Source organism: Pseudoalteromonas sp. SM9913, from assembly GCF_000184065.1.
In the GTDB taxonomy this organism is placed as follows: domain Bacteria; phylum Pseudomonadota; class Gammaproteobacteria; order Enterobacterales; family Alteromonadaceae; genus Pseudoalteromonas; species Pseudoalteromonas tetraodonis.
Window position 1 is genome coordinate 1582332 of sequence record NC_014803.1, and the last position, 15073, is coordinate 1597404.

At 40.3% G+C, this 15073-nt stretch carries 14 protein-coding genes; 10 read left to right on the forward strand and 4 right to left on the reverse strand.

The window, feature by feature from the left end; translation table 11 throughout:
- Positions 1–384 precede the first annotated feature (384 nt).
- Both PSM_RS07200 and ubiG read right to left on the reverse strand, forming a co-directional pair.
- The gene (locus PSM_RS07200) at positions 385–1065 is read right to left on the reverse strand and encodes an HAD family hydrolase (RefSeq protein WP_013464875.1); all 681 of its coding nucleotides are present in this window, start codon (positions 1063–1065) and stop codon (positions 385–387) included.
- Positions 1065–1775, reverse strand: a complete 711-nt coding sequence (gene ubiG / locus PSM_RS07205) for a bifunctional 2-polyprenyl-6-hydroxyphenol methylase/3-demethylubiquinol 3-O-methyltransferase UbiG (protein WP_013464876.1) — start codon at positions 1773–1775, stop codon at positions 1065–1067. The genes PSM_RS07200 and ubiG overlap by 1 nt, the downstream gene beginning before the upstream one ends.
- Positions 1776–1953: 178 nt before the next feature.
- Here ubiG and gyrA point away from each other — a divergent pair, with 178 nt between their 5' ends.
- The 10 genes from gyrA (at position 1954) to PSM_RS07255 (ending at position 12692) form a co-directional block, all read left to right on the forward strand.
- Positions 1954–4653, forward strand: a complete 2700-nt coding sequence (gyrA, locus tag PSM_RS07210; protein ID WP_008465686.1) for a DNA topoisomerase (ATP-hydrolyzing) subunit A — start codon at positions 1954–1956, stop codon at positions 4651–4653.
- A gap of 98 nt (positions 4654–4751) precedes the next feature.
- Positions 4752–5834: a 3-phosphoserine/phosphohydroxythreonine transaminase gene (gene serC / locus PSM_RS07215; protein WP_013464877.1), complete on the forward strand. Its 1083-nt coding sequence runs from the start codon at positions 4752–4754 to the stop codon at positions 5832–5834.
- Positions 5834–7111: a 3-phosphoshikimate 1-carboxyvinyltransferase gene (gene aroA / locus PSM_RS07220; protein ID WP_013464878.1), complete on the forward strand. Its 1278-nt coding sequence runs from the start codon at positions 5834–5836 to the stop codon at positions 7109–7111. Before serC ends, aroA begins: the two co-directional genes overlap by 1 nt.
- A gap of 107 nt (positions 7112–7218) precedes the next feature.
- Entirely contained in the window at positions 7219–7929 is a 711-nt protein-coding gene (cmk, locus tag PSM_RS07225) for a (d)CMP kinase (protein ID WP_008465692.1), read from the forward strand.
- Between the two features lie 95 nt (positions 7930–8024).
- On the forward strand, positions 8025–9692 hold the full coding sequence (gene rpsA / locus PSM_RS07230; protein WP_002961176.1) for a 30S ribosomal protein S1: 1668 nt from the start codon (positions 8025–8027) through the stop codon (positions 9690–9692).
- A 67-nt stretch (positions 9693–9759) separates the two neighbouring features.
- Positions 9760–10047 carry an integration host factor subunit beta gene (gene ihfB / locus PSM_RS07235; protein ID WP_008114744.1) on the forward strand — a complete coding sequence of 96 codons (288 nt, stop codon included), beginning with the start codon at positions 9760–9762 and terminating at the stop codon, positions 10045–10047.
- Between the two features lie 21 nt (positions 10048–10068).
- Positions 10069–10350, forward strand: a complete 282-nt coding sequence (locus tag PSM_RS07240) for a lipopolysaccharide assembly protein LapA domain-containing protein (RefSeq protein ID WP_008114742.1) — start codon at positions 10069–10071, stop codon at positions 10348–10350.
- Positions 10351–10352: 2 nt separating this feature from the next.
- Complete coding sequence (gene lapB, locus PSM_RS07245) at positions 10353–11489, forward strand: lipopolysaccharide assembly protein LapB (RefSeq protein WP_013464879.1); 1137 nt, start codon at positions 10353–10355, stop codon at positions 11487–11489.
- Between the two features lie 33 nt (positions 11490–11522).
- Positions 11523–12227, forward strand: coding sequence for an orotidine-5'-phosphate decarboxylase (gene pyrF, locus PSM_RS07250; protein WP_008114739.1), 705 nt, complete (start codon positions 11523–11525; stop codon positions 12225–12227).
- A 120-nt stretch (positions 12228–12347) separates the two neighbouring features.
- Positions 12348–12692 (forward strand): hypothetical protein, encoded by a 345-nt coding sequence (locus PSM_RS07255; RefSeq protein ID WP_008114737.1) that lies wholly within the window; start codon positions 12348–12350, stop codon positions 12690–12692.
- A gap of 55 nt (positions 12693–12747) precedes the next feature.
- Here PSM_RS07255 and PSM_RS07260 read toward each other — a convergent pair whose 3' ends face one another.
- Both PSM_RS07260 and PSM_RS07265 read right to left on the reverse strand, forming a co-directional pair.
- Positions 12748–13578: a CvfB family protein gene (locus PSM_RS07260; protein WP_008114734.1), complete on the reverse strand. Its 831-nt coding sequence runs from the start codon at positions 13576–13578 to the stop codon at positions 12748–12750.
- A 2-nt stretch (positions 13579–13580) separates the two neighbouring features.
- On the reverse strand, positions 13581–14903 hold the full coding sequence (locus PSM_RS07265; RefSeq protein WP_013464880.1) for a DEAD/DEAH box helicase: 1323 nt from the start codon (positions 14901–14903) through the stop codon (positions 13581–13583).
- Positions 14904–15073: the final 170 nt, after the last annotated feature.

The window sequence follows — 15073 nt, forward strand, 5'->3', positions numbered from 1 at the left end:
AATATTTTTGACCAATGCGTGCACCTAAAAAAGCACAGTGCCTATTCGTTTATTGTTATTTTCACCGGTTTGGTGAATTTAATTGAATAACATTTAGCCACAATATCTGGTGTTGTTCAAATTAGAGATCACAAGATAGTGTGGTCTGGGATCTTTTGCAAGGGACAGAAACCGCTCTCATTGTGGATAACGTTGGGATAACGCAATTGTGTTAGTAGGCATTAACCTTTGATCATTCGGTTAAGTTGAAATTTGTAAAAATCAACTAAGGAAAGATTAAATTTACGCTTTTTTAAAATAAATTTTGTCTGCTTTTTTTATCATCAAGCTTTGCGTAAAAACTAACACAATCACAATATGTAGTGTTTATTAATTAACATGGCACTATATGTGGTTAAATGCATCTATAGGACTGTGCCAATTAAAATCCGCATTCCAAGCCAATGCCTCGTCAACACTCGGTACATATCCCCATAGTGCGGTTGCGGTGTGCATATTGGCTGCTTTACCTGCTTGAATGTCACGCTGCGCATCACCTATATATAAGCAACGCGAAGGATCTACACTCATTTGCTCAGCGCAATACAGTAAAGGAAGGGGTGAGGGTTTGGATTGCGCTAAAGTATCGCCGCTCACCACAATACGTGCATTTTTTAATGCAGGAATCGCCTTGACTAAAGGATCAGTTAAAAATCCGGGCTTATTAGTCATAATTCCCCAGGGTATTGCTTTGTTATCAAGTGCGATTAATAATTGCTCTATTCCTACAAAACATCGAGTATGGGTAGCAATATTGGCAGCATATTGCGTGACTAGCTCATGTAAAAGTTGCTCTTGCGGCTGTTGTGCCCAGCTTTCTTTAAAACCAGCAGCCAATAAAGCGGCAGCACCGTTTGAAGCCGCGGGGCGATATATATCACTGCCCACTTGGGGTTGTTGATGATTTTGCAGCACGGTGTTTAGTGCGGCGCCTAAATCATCAGCGGTATCGAGTAAAGTGCCATCTAAGTCAAACAGCAATGCTTGATATTCCATTGGGGCAATGGGGGTTTGAGAGCTTGCCATCACGCTAACTTCTCAAAATGCAGCATATAATTTACGCTTACATCATCATTCATTGTGTATTGCTTAGAAAGCGGGTTGTAACTTAAACCAGCACTGGCACGTACTTTTAAGCCAGCTTGCTCTGCCCATGCAATTAATTGTGCAGGTTTAATAAATTTTTTATGGTCGTGCGTACCTTCGGGGACCATTTTTAACAGTTTTTCTGCCCCGACAATAGCGTATAAGTAAGCTTTTGGGGTTTTATTAAGAGTAGAGAAAAAAACATCAGCCCCCGGTTTTGCCAATTTAGCCACCGCATGAATAATAGATGCAGGGTCGGGGACGTGCTCTAACATTTCCATACAAGTGATCACATCAAAGCGCTCAGGGTGCTCATCTGCAAACTGCTCTGCAGGTACTTTTATATACTCAACGGGGACACTTGTTTCTAAGCTGTGTAACTTGGCGATAGTTAAAGGCTCTTGGCCCATATCGATACCTGTTACGTTTGCGCCCATTCGCGCCATGCTGTGACTTAAAATGCCACCACCACATCCTACATCGAGGGTTTCTTTATCAAATAATCCTTTGGTTTTGTCTGCGATGAAATCTAATCGTAATGGATTAATTTCGTGAAGCGGCTTAAATTCGCCTTCTAAATCCCACCAACGTTCTGCGATGGCTTCAAACTTTGCTATTTCTGCGTTATCTACATTTTGATGTTCGGTCATAAAATACTTCCTCGTCAATCTGAGGCCATTATATAGGCCTAAATTGATAAATCGCAAAGTTTTGCGCCTGTAAATTAAAATTAATTGTGATAGCATGGTTACTTAGAAATAATAACAAACACTCTTAATACCTAATACTGGGTTGTTAAGAGCTGATACTGAAGGAATGTGATATCAAATGACTGATCTCGCCAATGAAATTCTGCCAGTCAATATTGAAGACGAGTTAAAAAACTCCTACTTAGATTACGCCATGAGTGTAATTGTAGGACGTGCATTACCAGACGTACGTGACGGTTTAAAACCTGTTCACCGCCGCGTTTTGTTTGCAATGAACGAGCTTAGTAATGACTGGAACAAGCCTTACAAAAAATCGGCCCGTGTGGTCGGTGACGTAATCGGTAAATACCACCCACACGGCGACAGTGCAGTTTATGACACCATCGTACGTATGGCTCAGCCATTCTCACTGCGTTACATGCTAGTAGATGGTCAGGGTAACTTTGGTTCGGTTGATGGTGATTCAGCAGCGGCAATGCGTTATACAGAAGTACGTATGGCAAAAATGTCGCACGAATTATTAGCCGATCTTGAAAAAGAAACGGTTGATTTTGTGCCTAACTACGATGGCACAGAGCAAATTCCTGATGTGTTACCCACTAAAATACCTAACCTGTTAGTTAATGGTTCATCGGGTATTGCGGTTGGTATGGCAACAAATATTCCGCCACATAACTTAACAGAAGTCGTGAATGGCTGTTTAGCGCTTATTCAAAACCCTGAATTGACCATTACTGAGTTAATGGATTACATTCCTGGGCCTGATTTCCCAACTGCGGCGATTATTAACGGTAAAAAAGGCATTGAACAAGCTTATCAAACCGGTCGTGGTAAAGTGTACATGCGTGCGCGTGCTGACATCGAAACCGATGAAAAGACGGGTCGCGAAACCATTATTGTTCATGAAATCCCTTACCAAGTTAACAAAGCACGTTTGATTGAAAAAATCGCCGAGCTAGTTAAAGATAAAAAAATTGAAGGGATCAGCGCATTACGTGATGAATCAGATAAAGATGGTATGCGTATCGTTATCGAGATCAAACGTGGTGACGTAGGTGAAGTTATTTTAAACAACCTTTATTCACAAACTCAGTTACAAACTGTGTTTGGTATGAATATGGTTGCGTTAATTAATAACCAACCTAAGTGTTTCAACTTAAAAGAAATGCTTGAAGAATTTATTATTCACCGCCGTGAAGTTGTTACCCGTCGTACGGTATTTGATTTACGCAAAGCCCGCGACCGTGCGCATACGCTAGAAGGTTTAGCGATTGCACTGGCTAACATTGACCCAATTATCGAACTTATTCGTAAGTCGCCAACACCTGCTGAAGCAAAAGTTGCATTAACAGCGCGTCCATGGGAATTAGGTAATGTTAAAGCCATGCTTGATAAAGCAGGCGAAGACAACGTAGCACGCCCAGATTGGTTAGCAAGCGAGCTTGGTATTCGTGATGGTCAGTACTATATTTCTGAGCAACAAGCTCAAGCAATATTAGACTTACGTTTACATAAACTTACTGGTCTTGAACACGAAAAAATTCTTACCGAATATCAATCATTACTTGAGTTGATTGCTGAGTTATTATTCATTTTGGCAAATCCAGAGCGTTTAATGGAAGTTATTCGTGATGAGCTCGTTGAAATTAAAGAGCAATATGGTGATGAGCGCCGCACTGAAATAAATGCTGCAGCACATGATATTAGCCTTGAAGATTTAATCAACGAAGAAAACGTAGTTGTTACGCTTTCACATGAAGGGTACGTTAAGTATCAAGCATTAACTGATTACGAAGCGCAGCGTCGTGGTGGTAAAGGTAAATCAGCAACTAAGATGAAAGATGAAGATTTCATTGAACGTTTATTGGTTGCCAATACGCACGATACTATTCTTTGTTTCTCTACAGCGGGTCGTTTATATTGGCTTAAAGTATACCAGTTGCCACTTGCCAGTCGTGCAGCGCGCGGTAAGCCAATTGTTAACTTATTACCACTTGAAGCAGATGAACGTATTACTGCAATCCTGCCAGTACGCGATTATGAAGATGATAAATACATCTTTATGGCGACGGCGTTCGGTACGGTTAAGAAGACGCCATTAACGGCATACAGTCGTCAACGTGCAAGCGGTATTATTGCGGTTAACTTAAACGAAGGTGATAGCTTAATCGGTGTTGATATTACCGATGGCAGCAACGAAATTATGTTGTTCACTGATGCGGGTAAAGTTGTTCGCTTTAAAGAAGCTGAAGAAACAGCTGTTGTTGATGAAAATGGTAACCCAGTACTAGACGAAGAAGGCAAACCTGAAATCCGTTTCAAAGGTGTACGTCCTATGGGCCGTACTGCAACGGGTGTTCGTGGTATTAAGATGCCAGACGATCAGCGTGTTGTATCACTTATTGTACCAAAGAATGATGGTGCAATATTAACAGTGACAGAAAATGGCTACGGCAAGCGTACCCAACTTGAAGATTACCCATCTAAGAGTCGTGCAACTCAAGGTGTTGTATCAATCAAAGTGAGTGAGCGTAACGGTGCTGTTGTTGGTGCTGTACAGGTTGATGACAACGACGAAATAATGATTATTTCGAATCGTGGTACCTTAGTACGTACTCGCGTTAATGAAGTTTCTACGGTTGGACGTAACACCCAAGGTGTTATTTTGATCAGAACTATTGACGAAGAGCAAGTAGTTGGTTTACAACGTATAGAAGAAATTGAAGTGACTGAAAGTGACTTGGTTGATATCGAAGACGTTGAAACAGTAGATACAGTTATTGATGAAGTGGCGGATGACAATCCTCCTTCAGAATAATTAGATTGAAAAAAGCGGCCTTGGCCGCTTTTTTTATGTGGTTGAAAAAAATTAAATTAGTTTAATTCAAGTTAAATTACTGGAATGAGGAAAAGGTAATGAGTATATATAATTTTTGTGCAGGCCCTGCAATGTTACCACCGGCTGTTATGCAAAAAGCGCAAAAAGAGTTTTTAAACTGGCAAGGTCTTGGTGTATCGGTGATGGAAATAAGTCATCGTAGTCATGAATTTTTAGCATTAACCGCTAAATGTGAAGCCAGCCTGCGTCGTTTAATGAATATCAGTGACGAGTTTGAAGTGCTATTTATGCACGGTGGTGGTCGAGGTCAATTCAGTGCCGTACCTTTAAACCTTCATGTTAACGGTAAAAAAGCAGTTTATTGTGAAAATGGCGTTTGGTCAAAAAGTGCAACCAGCGAAGCCGATAAGTTTACAAATACACACGCTGTTGATGTGCGCAATGATGATAACGGCCTGTTTTCTATTAAGCAGGTAGCCGATTGGGTTTTACCTGCTGATGCGTCTTACATTCACTATTGCCCGAATGAAACCGTAGACGGCCTTGAAATATTTGACGTACCCAGTCATCCAACGGCGCCGATTGTGGCCGATATGTCATCGACTATTTTATCGCGCGAAATTGACGTTAATAAATTTGATTTAATCTACGCGGGTGCACAAAAAAATATCGGTCCATCGGGCATTGCTATTGTGATTGTTCGCAAAACGCTACTTGAGCGTGAAGGGCTCGCCAAGCCGGGTATTTTAGATTACGCCCTTGAAGCAAAACAAGGCAGCATGTTTAACACCCCACCGACTTTTGCTTGGTATTTAGCGGCTGAAGTATTTGCATGGCTTGAGCAAACCGGGGGTGTAAAAGCCATGGAAGCTCAAAATATTGCCAAAGCGCAGCTGCTTTATGATTTTATTGATGGTTCAGATTTTTATACCAATAAAGTAGCGAAGCATTGCCGTTCACGTATGAATGTGCCTTTTTGGCTGGTTGATGAAAGCTTTAATGATAAGTTTGTTAAAGAGTCAAAAGAAGCGGGCTTGTTAGCGCTTGAAGGTCATCGTATTGTTGGCGGGATGCGCGCCAGTATTTATAACGCGATGCCATTGGGAGGTGTACAAGCCTTAGTTGACTTTATGGCTAACTTCGCCAAGGAGAATAGTTAATGGAGCAACTTTTCTTAGCCCCTATTTCACAAGTGAATGGCAGTGTGACATTACCGGGTTCAAAGAGTTTATCAAACCGAATTTTATTATTAGCAGCATTATCTAACGGCACCACGGTTGTTGAAAATTTACTCGACAGCGACGATATTCGCCATATGCTGGGTGCGTTAAAGCACTTGGGCGTTAATGTAACGCTTAATACTGAACGCACCGTAGCAACCGTAGAGGGCGTAAGTGGCGTGTTTAATACGCCAACTGAGCCGTTGTTTTTAGGTAATGCAGGTACAGCGTATCGGCCATTAACGGCAGTACTGAGTGCGATTGCTGGTGAGTATGAGTTAATTGGTGAGCCGCGCATGGAAGAGCGCCCTATAGGGCATTTAGTTGATGCATTACAAGCCTTGGGTGGTAATGTAAGTTATTTAAAAAATAAAGATTACCCGCCACTTAAAATTATCGGTGGGCAAATAGCCGGCGGTGAAGTCGAAATTGACGGCAGTATTTCAAGTCAATTTTTAACGGCGCTGCTCATGGCTGCGCCGTTATTTAAAGGCGATACACACATTAAAATTAAAGGTACCTTAGTCTCTAAGCCTTATATTGATATTACGCTGGATGTGATGGCGCGCTTTGGTGTAACTGTTGAGCATGATAATTACACCACGTTCTTCGTTAAAGGTGCCCAGCAATACCAAGCGGTTGAGCGCATAATGGTTGAAGGTGATGCTTCATCGGCTTCTTATTTTATTGCTGCTGCAGCAATTGCCGGTGGCGAAATAGAAATTAAAGGCGTCGGTGCTAAATCAGTTCAAGGTGATATTGGTTTTGCTAACGTTATGGAGCAAGTGGGTGCCAAAATTGATTGGTATGACGAACGTTTAGTTGTTCGTAAAGGTGAGCTTAACGGTATTGATATTGATGCTAATGCAATACCTGATGCTGCAATGACCCTGGCTACAGTTGCCTTGTTTGCAAAAGGGCCAACGGCAATTCGCAACATTTATAACTGGCGAGTAAAAGAAACTGACCGTTTACACGCTATGGCCACCGAGCTTAAAAAAGTAGGGGCTGACGTGGTTGAAGGGCACGACTTTATTGAGATCACACCGCCAAAACATTTTAATAATGTGGCTGTAGATACCTACGACGATCACCGTATTGCCATGTGCTTTGCAATGGTTGCAGTAGGGGGTAAGCCCATAACGATTAACGATCCAGCCTGTACTTACAAGACATTCCCAACATTTTTCAACGTGTTAGCATCTGTCAGTAAATAGGCTATTTATAAGTATTTATAAAAAGTTACATACTAAAAGCGGATAATCTTTAATAATTGACGTATAATGTGGCGGTTTATTTTGGTGTGCATTGAAGGAGGTTTTAAATGCCGGCGTTATTAATGCCCGTAATCACCGTAGATGGCCCAAGTGGTTCTGGTAAAGGAACTGTTTGTCGCTTATTGGCTGAAAAATTAGGCTGGGATGTGTTAGATAGCGGTGCAATTTATCGCGTACTTTCACTTGCAGCACTTCATCACCAAATTGCGTTAGATAACGAAGAAGCACTGGTTCCATTAGCTGCAAATCTTGATGTGCAGTTTTTGATAGACAGTGACACTAATGCAGGAAAGATTATTTTAGAAGGCGAAGACGTAACAACCACTATTCGAAATGAAGAAGTGGGAGCTGCAGCGTCTAAAGTGGCGGCATTGCCACGAGTTCGTGAAGCGTTACTTCGTCGCCAGCGTGCGTTTAGAACTGAAAATGGCTTAATTGCTGATGGTCGCGATATGGGCACTGTTGTGTTTCCTGATGCGCCATTAAAGATATTTCTAACCGCAAGTGCAGAAGAACGTGCTCGCAGACGTTTTGTTGAGTTGAATGAGCGCGGGCTTGATGTTACACTAAGTGGTCTATTACAGGACATTCGGGCTCGTGATGATCGCGATATGAATCGCGCCGTTGCGCCGCTTGTACCTGCAGAGGATGCGATTGAGCTTGATACTAGCGAACTCAACGCACAGCAAGTCTTTGATAAAGTTATAATTTTATTAGATTCAAGCATCTCTGAAGGTAAGCTTCCTAAACGAAGCTAAACACATTTTATGCACCAGCAGGACGCCAGTGCTATTTTAACAACCCCATGCAGCATGGTTGCTTATTGGTATTAATATATGAGACGTATATTCGTATGTCAGAAAATTTTGCGCAGTTATTTGAAGAAAGCTTAAAGGGTTTTGAAGCAGAGCAAGGCTCTATCGTTAAAGGTACAGTAATCTCAATCGAGAACAACATTGTACTTGTAGATGCTGGTCTTAAATCAGAAAGTGCTATCCCTGCAGAGCAGTTCAAAAATGCTGCTGGTGAACTAGAAGTTGCTGTTGGCGACGAAGTAGATGTTGCACTAGATGCAATCGAAGACGGTTTCGGTGAAACTATCCTTTCTCGTGAGAAAGCGAAGCGTCACGAAGCGTGGATCCGTCTTGAGAAAGCATGTGAAGAGCAAGAGACTGTTACTGGTGTTATCAACGGTAAAGTTAAAGGCGGTTTCACTGTTGAAGTTGATTCAATCCGTGCTTTCCTACCTGGTTCACTTGTTGATGTTCGTCCAGTACGTGACACAACTCACCTTGAAGGCAAAGAGCTTGAATTTAAAGTAATCAAGCTTGATCAAAAACGTAACAACGTTGTTGTTTCACGTCGTGCAGTTATCGAATCAGAAAACTCACAAGAACGTGAAGAGCTTCTTGCTAACCTTGTTGAAGGTCAAGAAGTTAAAGGTATCGTTAAGAACCTTACTGACTACGGTGCATTCGTTGACCTTGGTGGTGTTGATGGTCTACTACACATTACTGATATGGCGTGGAAGCGTGTTAAACACCCTTCAGAAATCGTTAATGTTGGCGACGAAATCGCAGTTAAAGTTCTTAAATTCGACAAAGATAAAACTCGTGTATCTCTAGGTCTTAAACAGCTTGGCGAAGATCCATGGGCAGCTATCGCTGGTCGTTACCCAGAAGGTTCTAAACTTTCTGGTCGTGTAACTAACCTTACTGATTACGGTTGCTTCGTAGAAATCGAAGAAGGCGTTGAAGGTCTAGTACACGTTTCTGAAATGGATTGGACTAACAAGAACATCCACCCTTCAAAAGTTGTTTCACTTGGTGACACTGTTGAAGTTATGGTTCTTGAAATCGACGAAGAACGTCGTCGTATTTCTCTTGGTCTTAAGCAATGTATTGCTAATCCTTGGCAGGAATTTGCTCGTCTACAAAACAAAGGCGACCAAGTTACTGGTAAGATCAAATCAATCACTGACTTCGGTATCTTTATCGGTCTTGACGGTGGTATTGATGGTCTTGTACACCTTTCAGACATTTCTTGGAATACACCTGGCGAAGAAGCTGTACGTGAATTCAAGAAAGGCGACGAAATCACTGCTATCGTATTGCAAGTTGACCCAGAGCGTGAACGTATCTCTCTAGGTGTTAAGCAAATCGAAGCTGACCCATTCAATAACTACCTTGATGCAAACAAAAAAGGTGCTATTGTTAAAGGTAAAGTGACTGAAGTTGATGCGAAAGGCGCAACTGTTGAACTTATCGAAGGCGTTGAAGGTTACATCCGTGTAGCTGATATCGCTCAAGAGCGCGTTGAAGATGCAACTACTGTTGTTTCTGTAGGCGACGAGATTGAAGTTAAATACGTTGGTGTTGATCGTAAGAACCGCACTTTAAGCTTATCTGTTAAAGCTCTTTTCGAAGCAGAAGAGAAAGAAGTACTAGAGAAGCTTAAGAAAGAAGAGCCAGTGTTTGAAAACGCAATGGCAGCTGCTTTCGCAAATGCACAAAAAGACTAATTAATTATAGTCTTTTAATTGGAAGGGCAGTTTATGCCCTTCCACTATTTCTTTTTAAGGAAACGCTATGACTAAGTCAGAACTGATAGAAACACTTGCCGAACAACATTCACATATTCCTGTGAAAGATGTTGAGAACGCTGTTAAAGAAATTCTTGAACAAATGGCCGGCTCATTATCTTCTTCAGATCGTATTGAGATCCGAGGTTTTGGAAGTTTCTCTTTGCATTACCGTGCGCCTCGTACAGGTCGCAATCCTAAAACAGGTGAAACTGTAGAGTTAGATGGTAAGCATGTACCTCATTTTAAGCCAGGCAAAGAACTACGTGACCGTGTAAACGAGAGCATTGCTTAGTAAACTTATTGGAGTAGTTACTTGTTCAAGGTATTAAAAATTATTCTGGCGGCACTTTTTTTAATTGGTGCATTTGTATTGGGTTCTCAAAACCCACAATTAACACAAATTAACTACATAATAGCCAGTAATACATTACCTTTAGCCGTTATAATAAGTATCTGCTTTTTGCTAGGTGTTGTAGTGGGTTGTTTTGTGAGTTTTAAATTGTTCACGCAATTAAAGTGGCAAAATTACCGTTTAAAAAAGCAATTAACGCCTGAAAAAGATAATAAAAAGCGTATTGCCAACAAAGACACCTAATTATGATTGAGCTGTTGTTTTTACTGCTTCCCGTTGCTGCCGGTTATGGTTGGATCATGGGGAAAAACAGTGCAAAAAATCAGGCTCATCAGTTTAATCGTCAAATTACTTCTGAATACAGTAAAGGCTTAAAGTTTTTACTGGACAGAGAAGAAGATCAGGGGCTTGAGCATTTAATTAATTTGCTCGAAGTAGCTGCTGACTCTGTTGAACATTATTCTACTTTAGCCACCATGTTTCGCCGTCGTGGTGAGCTTGACCGCGCAATAAAAATTCACGAACTGCTGCTAAAACACCCAAGTCTTAACGAAAAACAAGCCGCTAATAGCCGTTTAGAACTAGCCGAAGATTATATTATGGCTGGCTTATTAGACAGCGCAGAAGAACATTTAATATGGCTGGTAAAAAATAGCCATGCAGATGCACTCGAACCGATAATTTCTTTATATTCACAAACCCGTGAATGGCAAAAAGGCATTAATATGTTTGAAGCGCATACTGAGCTTTTTTCAAAAGAACAACACTTTAAAGCCATCGCTAATTTTTACTGTGAGCATGCCATTGCCAGTAATAACCCACAACTTATGCGTAAAGCCATTAGCTTAAACTTTAAAACAATTAGGCCTTTATATGAGTTTGGACTGTCAGCTTACACCAAAGAAGATTACGTAAAAGCAATTTACTATTGGCGAGAATTAATCTGCCAATTTACTTTTTTTGCGCCATTGTTTATTGAAAAGTTAGCTCACAGCTATAAGCAATTAAAATTAACTCACCAATTTCATGAACTCATTACTGAGTTACTAGAAAAGGGTGGGGTGATGATAAAAATACAGCATTGCCAAGCCTTGCTTGAGCAAGGACACACTGAACAAGCCTTTGAATTTTTGACTGATAATTTAAAACGTCAACCCACTATTCGTGGCTTTAGTTTTTTATTACAGTTAATGAGTACAGAAAATAAAAATACAAAAGACGTGCTTAATCAAATCGATAAACTTGTTACTTCTTACATTGCCACTAAACCTGACTTTCAATGTCAGCATTGTGGCTTTACTAGCTACACCATTTATTGGAATTGCCCTTCATGTAAACACTGGGAAACCATTGTGCCTAGCAGAGGCTTAGACGGATTTTAATCTTTATACTTTTCGCTCACTAGTAGGATAGTTATGTCTTTCGAAAAATCAAAAAAAATTCTTATCGCGCTTGATTATGATGATCAGCAAACTGCTTTAGCATTTGTAAAACAGTTATCACCAGATACCTGTCGATTAAAAGTGGGCAAAGAAATGTTTACTTATTTTGGTCCTGCATTTGTTAAAGAATTGGTCGATTTAGGTTTTGATGTATTTTTAGATTTAAAGTTTCACGATATTCCAAACACCGTTGCTAAAGCGGTGACTGCTGCGGCTAAAATGGGTGTATGGATGGTCAATGTACATGCATCGGGCGGTTATGAAATGATGCATAAAGCTAAACAAGCACTCGAGCAGTTTGGCGACAAAGCGCCATTACTTATTGCGGTAACTGTATTAACCAGCATGGACGAAGCTGAACTTGAGCGTTTAGATATAACTAAATCACCCCAAGAGCAAGTTATGCATTTAGCTAAATTAACAAAGCAAGCAGGACTAGACGGTGTTGTTTGTTCCGCGCAAGAAGCGCAAAGTTTAAAGGCTGCTTTAGGGAAAGAGTTTAAATTAGTTACGCCAGGTATTCGCCCAGCGGGCAGTGATGCAGGCGATCAAAAACGTATTATGACACCTAAAGAAGCGATTGAAGCGGGTAGTGACTATTTAGTGATTGGGCGTCCGATCACTCAGGCACAAAACCCTGTAAAAGTACTAAATGATGTAAATGAATCAATAGCTTAAATTAAAAATTAGCATAATTGAGAGCAGTTCCTTACAACTGCTTTTCTTTGTGCTACATTTAAATTATGGGTGTGCAGTGAGGGATCTGCTTTGCGTATAATAATATTTTTAGTTGTAATTATGATTAGTGGCTTTGCTGTAAATAAATATGTTTTTTCAACTAAAATGTATGATGATGTTTCAAATGTTACTGACTTGGTATCTGGTTACCCCGTTGATTTATTCAAGTTTAAAAAAATTGCTCAAAATTATGCCCAGCATCTGTGTTACACCAATGAAGGTGTGTTAGCAGGAATAGATGTTAGCAGCAGAGACTGTGTTGCGACACATGATGAAATGCAAAATGAGTGTACAGAAAAAGTTTTTAGGCTAGCGCCGTTAAATCTAGATTCTAAAAAAGAATTAATTGAATACTCAAATGAATATTCTCGCTGTACCTTACCTTATAAAAATATTAGGTTATAAATTTCAGATACTAAAAAGCCACTTAGGTTTAAAACTTAAGTGGCTTTTTATTTAATTATTTTAAACGAATAGACTTAGCTTCAATATCAATTAAGCCTTGTTTAAATAAACCGCCAATGGCTTTTTTGTAATTTGCTTTGCTGGTCGAAAAGACTTTTTTAATTAATTCAGGATCAGACTTATCGCCTATGGCTAATATGCCACCCTCATCCTTTAGTTTTTCCATTATTTTTTCACCAAGCTCGCTTACTTTACCCATGCCTGGTTTTTCAAGTATGACGTCAATTTTTCCGTCTTCACGTACTTTTTGAATAAATCCTTTTAGCTTTTGACCAACAAACAGGTTTTTAAACACCATGTTGTAAAACACGACGCCAAAATGGGATTCTTCAATAAGCACCTTGTAACCAATATCAGTTTTGCCTGCAACAATTAAGTCAACTTCTTGTAAGTGACTATACTGAGGCTCATCTTTTGATAAAAAACGGTTAAAGTTAGTTGAGGCACAAATACGCTGACTGGCGTTATCAAGATATAAACGCACTAAATATGAGTAGCCTTCTTGCATACGTGGTTTTTGTTCATTAAACGGTGCGAGTACGTCTTTTTCTAAGCCCCAATCTAAAAACGCGCCTATGCTGTTTATTTCTTTTACACGCAGTAGGGCATATTCACCCACTTGAGCATGCGGCTTTTTAGTTGTGGCTGTTGGCAGGTTTGCATTATCTAAAAATGTGAATACACTGATGCTATCGCCGGCTTCAAGCTCATGTTTTATTTCATGTTTAGGTAAAAAAACTTCACCTAAGTCATGCCCATCTAAATAGGCACCTTCGTTGCTGACTTCTTTAACAAAAAGGGTTTGGGTGGTTCCTAGGTAACTCATAATTATTCCTGCTCAGGCTTTTTTTTACGACGCATCGGGGTATCACCATCAATATTAAGAGGTGCTTTAATTGGGGCCGCTGGCTTTTTCGGTTTTGCTTTTCGTTTTGGCTGTGGCTTATTCGCGGTCACTGCTTTTTTAGTCGGTTTAATTGGCGCTACTTTTTTCTCTTTAATACCTTTAAATTTCGCTTTGAAACCCTCAACAGCAGCAAACGATAATTCATCATTTAAAAATGATTTTATTGCCAAGTAACTTGCCCAATCTTTAGGGCCCACAAGTGATAATGCGTTACCTTTAAAACCAGCACGACCAGTTCTACCAATACGATGAACGTATTCTTCTGCGTGTTTTGGTAAATCAAAGTTAATAACATGGGTAACACTGAGTAAATCTAAACCGCGCGAAGCAACATCTGTAGTAATTAATATTTTAAAGTTTTCACGGCTAAACGCATCCATAATATCAAGGCGCTTACTTTGAGTTAAATCCCCAGCTAATGCGACAGATTTAAAGCCTTTACTATTTAATGATTCACTTAAACGGCTGGTATCAGCTCGTGTGGCAGTAAATATAATGCACTGGCCGACGTTATCTTGGTTTAAAAAGTGCTCAAGCAGTGCTTCTTTATGATCAAGGTGGTCAGCTAAATACAATGTTTGTTTAATATCACTGTGTTGCTCATTGGCTGCACTGAGCATAATTTGTTTTGGTTTTTTTAATAAATTACGCGATAACGCATCAACTTGAGCATGATCTAATGTCGCCGAAAACAACAAAGTTTGACGAAGACGATGATCGGCCAGTTCATTAATTAATTTAAGTTGATCGGTAAAACCTAAATCTAAAATACGGTCAGCTTCATCAAATATAAGTAACTCTAGGCCACTTAATTGTAATGAACGTTGCTTTAAATGATCGGCTAAACGACCCGGTGTGGCGACCACAAAGTGAGGGTCGTTACGCAGTGCTTTAATTTGGTCGTTAAAATTTTCGCCACCGAGGATTTTAACGGCCTTTATGTTGGTACCGGCAATAAGTAATCGAAGTTGAGTAAAAACTTGGGTCGCAAGCTCACGAGTTGGAGCAACAATAAGTACACGAGGATCACGTTTACTGAGTGCTTTTTGTTTCATTACACGCTGCACAGCCGGTAATAAAAACGCTAAAGTTTTGCCTGACCCAGTTTTTGACTGAGCGAAAATGTCATGTCCCGCCAGTGCCGTTGGCACAGCATGAGCTTGAATATCGGTAGGCTGGGTGATCCCTTGGTGCGCTAATTGTGTTTCTAGGCGAGTATCAATCCCAAGATCAGTAAAGTGCAATGTATGTTTCTCCAATATGAGCAAGTCTGTATAAATTTATCCGCGCATTATAGCCCACTGAGCTACTGCGCTAACAGTAAAAAGCGCATTATCATCCATTTTTTTGCATTTAAATAAAAAAAGCGTAAAATACGCGCCCCATATGCGCCGGATTTACGATTCGGTAAACC

Excerpts from the sequence above, each read along its gene's own strand:
- lapB (WP_013464879.1), top strand. The coding sequence starts at position 10,353 with ATGATTGAGCTGTTGTTTTTACTGCTTCCCGTTGCTGCCGGTTATGGT.
- PSM_RS07260 (WP_008114734.1), bottom strand. The coding sequence starts at position 13,578 with ATGAGTTACCTAGGAACCACCCAAACCCTTTTTGTTAAAGAAGTCAGC.
- rpsA (WP_002961176.1), top strand. The coding sequence starts at position 8,025 with ATGTCAGAAAATTTTGCGCAGTTATTTGAAGAAAGCTTAAAGGGTTTT.
- ihfB (WP_008114744.1), top strand. The coding sequence starts at position 9,760 with ATGACTAAGTCAGAACTGATAGAAACACTTGCCGAACAACATTCACAT.
- PSM_RS07255 (WP_008114737.1), top strand. The coding sequence starts at position 12,348 with ATGATTAGTGGCTTTGCTGTAAATAAATATGTTTTTTCAACTAAAATG.
- pyrF (WP_008114739.1), top strand. The coding sequence starts at position 11,523 with ATGTCTTTCGAAAAATCAAAAAAAATTCTTATCGCGCTTGATTATGAT.
- ubiG (WP_013464876.1), bottom strand. The coding sequence starts at position 1,775 with ATGACCGAACATCAAAATGTAGATAACGCAGAAATAGCAAAGTTTGAA.
- serC (WP_013464877.1), top strand. The coding sequence starts at position 4,752 with ATGAGTATATATAATTTTTGTGCAGGCCCTGCAATGTTACCACCGGCT.
- gyrA (WP_008465686.1), top strand. The coding sequence starts at position 1,954 with ATGACTGATCTCGCCAATGAAATTCTGCCAGTCAATATTGAAGACGAG.
- PSM_RS07200 (WP_013464875.1), bottom strand. The coding sequence starts at position 1,065 with ATGGCAAGCTCTCAAACCCCCATTGCCCCAATGGAATATCAAGCATTG.
- aroA (WP_013464878.1), top strand. The coding sequence starts at position 5,834 with ATGGAGCAACTTTTCTTAGCCCCTATTTCACAAGTGAATGGCAGTGTG.
- cmk (WP_008465692.1), top strand. The coding sequence starts at position 7,219 with ATGCCGGCGTTATTAATGCCCGTAATCACCGTAGATGGCCCAAGTGGT.